The 4115-nt window shown below is 68.3% G+C and carries 5 protein-coding genes; 4 read left to right on the top strand and 1 reads right to left on the bottom strand.

The window, feature by feature from the left end:
• The first annotated feature begins 1 nt into the window (after position 1).
• The 4 genes from RMO30_RS13090 (at position 2) to RMO30_RS00805 (ending at position 3001) form a co-directional block, all read left to right on the top strand.
• The gene (locus tag RMO30_RS13090; protein ID WP_397427868.1) at positions 2 to 616 is read left to right on the top strand and encodes a S1 RNA-binding domain-containing protein; all 615 of its coding nucleotides are present in this window, start codon (positions 2 to 4) and stop codon (positions 614 to 616) included.
• Entirely contained in the window at positions 565 to 2199 is a 1635-nt protein-coding gene (locus RMO30_RS00815; protein ID WP_309708224.1) for a bifunctional 3'-5' exonuclease/DNA polymerase, read from the top strand. The genes RMO30_RS13090 and RMO30_RS00815 overlap by 52 nt, the downstream gene beginning before the upstream one ends.
• A 121-nt stretch (positions 2200 to 2320) precedes the next feature.
• The gene (locus tag RMO30_RS00810) at positions 2321 to 2845 is read left to right on the top strand and encodes a DUF3145 domain-containing protein (RefSeq protein ID WP_397427867.1); all 525 of its coding nucleotides are present in this window, start codon (positions 2321 to 2323) and stop codon (positions 2843 to 2845) included.
• A 9-nt stretch (positions 2846 to 2854) separates the two neighbouring features.
• Positions 2855 to 3001: a hypothetical protein gene (locus tag RMO30_RS00805; protein ID WP_309708220.1), complete on the top strand. Its 147-nt coding sequence runs from the start codon at positions 2855 to 2857 to the stop codon at positions 2999 to 3001.
• 253 nt (positions 3002 to 3254) lie between these two features.
• On the opposite strand, the gene RMO30_RS00800 is transcribed toward RMO30_RS00805, so the two are convergent.
• Positions 3255 to 4115: beta-ketoacyl-[acyl-carrier-protein] synthase family protein (locus RMO30_RS00800; RefSeq protein ID WP_309708218.1), on the bottom strand; the 861-nt coding region annotated here is incomplete at its 5' end.

The following is a 4115-nucleotide window of genomic DNA, read 5'->3' as shown; positions in this document are numbered from 1 at the left end:
CATTGAAATCATTCCGGGCAAGGACGGCCTGTGCCACATCAGCGAGCTGGCCGAAGAGTACGTCAACAGCGTTCACGACATCTGTTCGGTCGGCGACGAACTGGACGTGAAGGTGATCGCCATCGACGAGCAGGTAGACCGCGATGCCGACGTAGGTCCAGAGCGGCAGCTTCTGGGCGACAGCCTGCGCCGAGATGGCACCCGTGCCGCCCGTCGAGGCGACTTCTGCGACCGCGTAGCCGAGGGCGGCAGCGGTCTGCGTGCCGATCGTCGTCGCGAGCACCCCGGCGGCGAGCACGAGCGCGCTACTCAACGCGAGGCGCGGGGCTGTCGGCGCGACGGTTCCCGCGGGAAGGGCGGGGTCGGTCGGAGGGTAGGCCCACACCTGAGCGAGCACGGCGATCCACGCGCTCACGAAGACCAGCAGGATGAGCACGGCGATGATGTCGAAGATGTGGTTCTTGATCCAGGTCATCCTTTGACCCTAGGCGGATGCCAGGTTCTGTGTCACCCGTTCGGGGGTAACGGTCGTGCCAGGTCGGCGGCCGGCGGCAGACTGGAGACGTGTTCATCGCGCTGCGCTCGACCTCGCGCGGGGTGCTCGCGACCGAGGTGAGCGACGACGGTGCCGTGGGTGAGGCCGTGGTGGTCGAGGAGTCCGAACTGGCGGCCTGGGTCGCCGCGCGGGAGCCCGACCGACCGCGCTGGGTGTGGAACGACACCTCTCGCTGGTATCCGCCGCTGCTCGCCGCAGGAGTGCGGGTGGAGCGGTGCGTCGACCTGAGGTTGTGCCACACGATCCTGCGTAACTCTGCCGCTGCCGCAACGTCGACGCTCGCGACCGCCGCCCCCGATGCGTGGGACGCACCGCCGCCCACCCGAGTCGCCGCGGCATCCGATGCCCTTTTCGACCTGGAGCCACCGCCCGACGACGACGATCCGATCGCGGAGTGGCAGCGGCAACGGGAGGCGACAGCCGGCGCGGGCGATGACGGACGGCTCGGGCTGCTGCTCGCCGCCGAGAGCGTCGGGGCGCTGGTCGCTGCCGAGATGCGCTTCGCCGGGTTGCCGTGGAGCGTCGAGGAACACGACCGGGTGCTGACCGAGGCGCTCGGACCGCGCATCCCGAACGCCAGGCCGGCCCGGCTGGACGCTCTCGTGGTGCGGCTGCGCGAACTGCTCGACGCACCAGAACTCAACCCCGACTCGCAGCAGGATCTGCTCAAAGCTCTGCAGAACGCCGGATTCCGGGTCGAGTCGACGAGCAAGTGGGAGATCCGCGAGATCGATCACCCCGCGGTCGAACCGCTGCTGGAGTACAAGTCGCTCTCGCGGTTGCTTTCGGCGAACGGCTGGCACTGGCTCGAAGAGTGGGTGAGCGACGGTCGGTTCCGCCCGGTGTACGTTCCCGGCGGGGTCGTCACCGGGCGGTGGGCATCCGACGGCGGGGGAGCACTGCAGTTGCCCAAACAGGTGCGCTCGGCCGTCGTGCCCGACCCGGGGTGGAAATTCGTCGTCGCCGACGCCTCACAACTCGAGCCACGCGTGCTCGCCGCGATGTCGGGCGATCGGGCGATGGCGAAGGCCGGCCAGGCGAGCGACATGTACCAGGGCATGGTCGACACCGGTGCCGTCGAGACGCGTGAACAGGCGAAGTACGGGATGCTCGGGGCGATCTACGGGGGCACGACCGGCGAAAGCGGGCGGATGAGGCCGCGCATCGAGAAGGCCTTTCCGGCGGCGATGGGCTTCGCCGAGGCGGCGGCGCGGGCGGGAGAGCACGGTGATGTCGTGTCGACTTGGCTCGGGCGGTCGTCGCCGCCGGGTGAGGGGCTTGGGTACGACGAGACCGCATCCGAGGTGCAGAAGCGCCGCACCCAACAGCGTGCCGCCGGGTGGGGGCGGTTCACCCGCAACTTCGTCGTACAGGGCACCGCAGCGGAGTGGGCGCTGTGCTGGATGGGGTCGCTGCGCCGTCGGCTGTGGGGGATGTCGTCGGGGTTGCTCGTCGAGAAGCCGCACCTGGTGTTCTTCCTGCACGACGAGTTGATCGTGCACACCCCGGCGGCCATGGCTGAGGATGTCGTCGTCGCGATGCGGGAATCAGCTGCAGAGGCGGGGCGGCTGCTCTTCGGGGCAGTGCCCGTCGAGTTCGCCGTCTCGGTTTCGGTGGTCGATCGGTACAGCGACGCCAAATGAGCGCGATGCGAAATGACGACACGGAATGACACTCTTGTGATTCGTCGCAACGGTCAGGCATAATCGCACGTGAGTCATATCTCGCCATTCACAGGTCGATGGGGAAGTCGCATCCTGACGAATGGAGAGAGCAGTGGCTGCTGTGCAATCGAAGATCGCGCGCGGAGTGGTCTACATTCATTCCGCGCCTAGCGCGTTGCGCCCCCACGTCGAGTGGGCGGCAGGCCGCGCCCTCGGTCGTGCCGTCAACTTCGACTGGCGCGAACAGCCCGTTCTCAAGGGCGCCTTTCGCACCGAGTACTTCTGGGAAGGAGACCGGGGCACCGGCGCCGGGCTCGCCTCCGCGTTGCGTGGCTGGGAGCACCTGCGCTACGAAGTCACCGAGGATGCCGGCCTCGGCACCGACGGCGGCCGCTGGATGCACACCCCCGACCTCGGCATCTTCTACGCCCAGACCGACACGGTCGGCAACCTGGTCATTCCGGAAGACCGCATCCGGTCGGCCATGGAGGTCGCCGGATCGGACGCGTTCGAACTGCACCGCGAACTACGCCTCGCGCTCGGTCAGGCCTGGGACGACGAACTCGAATCGTTCCGTCTCGCCTCCGAAGAGTCGCCGGTCATCTGGCTGCACAAGGTCGGCTGAGCGATGCGGATGCCGGTGACGACCCAGACCCTCCACGACGAAGTGGCCGAGATCCTCACGGCCGACGCCATCCTCGACACGTCCGCTCTCGCACCCCTCGGCGCCGAAGGCGAAGGGGAGTGCGCCGTGCACAACGGCTGCCTCCCCATCCACTGACCCCCCACCAACTTCAGACCCCCAAAAAGCTGTTTGCCCGACTTCGGGACCCCCGGGGTGAAGAACCCGGAGTCGGGCAGCGGCCCTTTCGTGCGTCGCCGCGGCGCGACCCAACTCTCGGAAACCAAAGGGTTCGTCGACGACACGTCGACGAGATTCCGGATTTCCGAGACTTGAGGCTGCGCGGGGGTTCCCGAGCGGCAGAGAACCCTCTATGGCGCTCTTGGGCCAGGGTTACGCGTCGTAGGAGCGGCTAGCCCTCATAGGAACGAATGGCGACGACGGCGTTGTGGCCGCCGAAGCCGAACGAGTTGCTGATCGCGAGCTGCGGGCCGTCGCCGAGGGCGTGCGGTGCCGTCGGGACGAACAGCGGGATCTCGGGATCCTGGTTGTCGAGGTTGATCGTCGGTGGTGCCGTGCGGTTCTGCACCGCGAGCACCGTGATGAGGGCCTCGAGCGCCCCCGTGCCGCCGAGGAGGTGCCCGTGGGCGCCCTTCGTGGCGGAGACCGGGATCTCCCGCACGCGATCGCCGAACACCGCGAGCAGCGCCTTGTATTCGGCGATGTCGCCGACCGGGGTGCTGGTGGCGTGCGCGTTGATGTGGGTGACATCGTCGACGGTCGCCCCGGCCTGCTCGAGTGCGGCGAACACCGCGCGGGCGGCACCGCGGCCCTCGGGGTCGGGAGCGGTGATGTGGTACGAGTCGCTCGTCACGCCACCGCCGGCGAGTTCGGCGTAGATCTTCGCGCCGCGGGCGAGGGCGTGTTCCTCGGTTTCGAGCACGAGTGTCGCCGCGCCCTCACCCATGACGAAGCCGTCGCGATCGACGTCGTACGGACGCGAGGCGCGGGTCGGCTCATCGTTGCGACGAGACAGCGCCTGCATCGACGAGAACGACGCGAGGGTGATCGGGTGAACGCACGACTCGGTTCCGCCGGCCAGGATGATGTCGGCGTAGCCCAACTGCAGGTGGTCGTAGGCGTTGGCGATCGCCTCGGTGCTCGACGCGCACGCCGAAACGTCGGTGCGGGCGAAGGCGCGCGCATCCAGATCCATCGAAACGGCAGCGGATGCCGCATTCGGCATGAGCATCGGCACCGTCATCGGCAGAAC

Source organism: Pseudolysinimonas sp. (assembly GCF_031389465.1).
In the GTDB taxonomy this organism is placed as follows: Bacteria; Actinomycetota; Actinomycetes; order Actinomycetales; family Microbacteriaceae; genus Pseudolysinimonas_A.
This window is presented reverse-complemented; position numbering and strand designations above follow the sequence as displayed.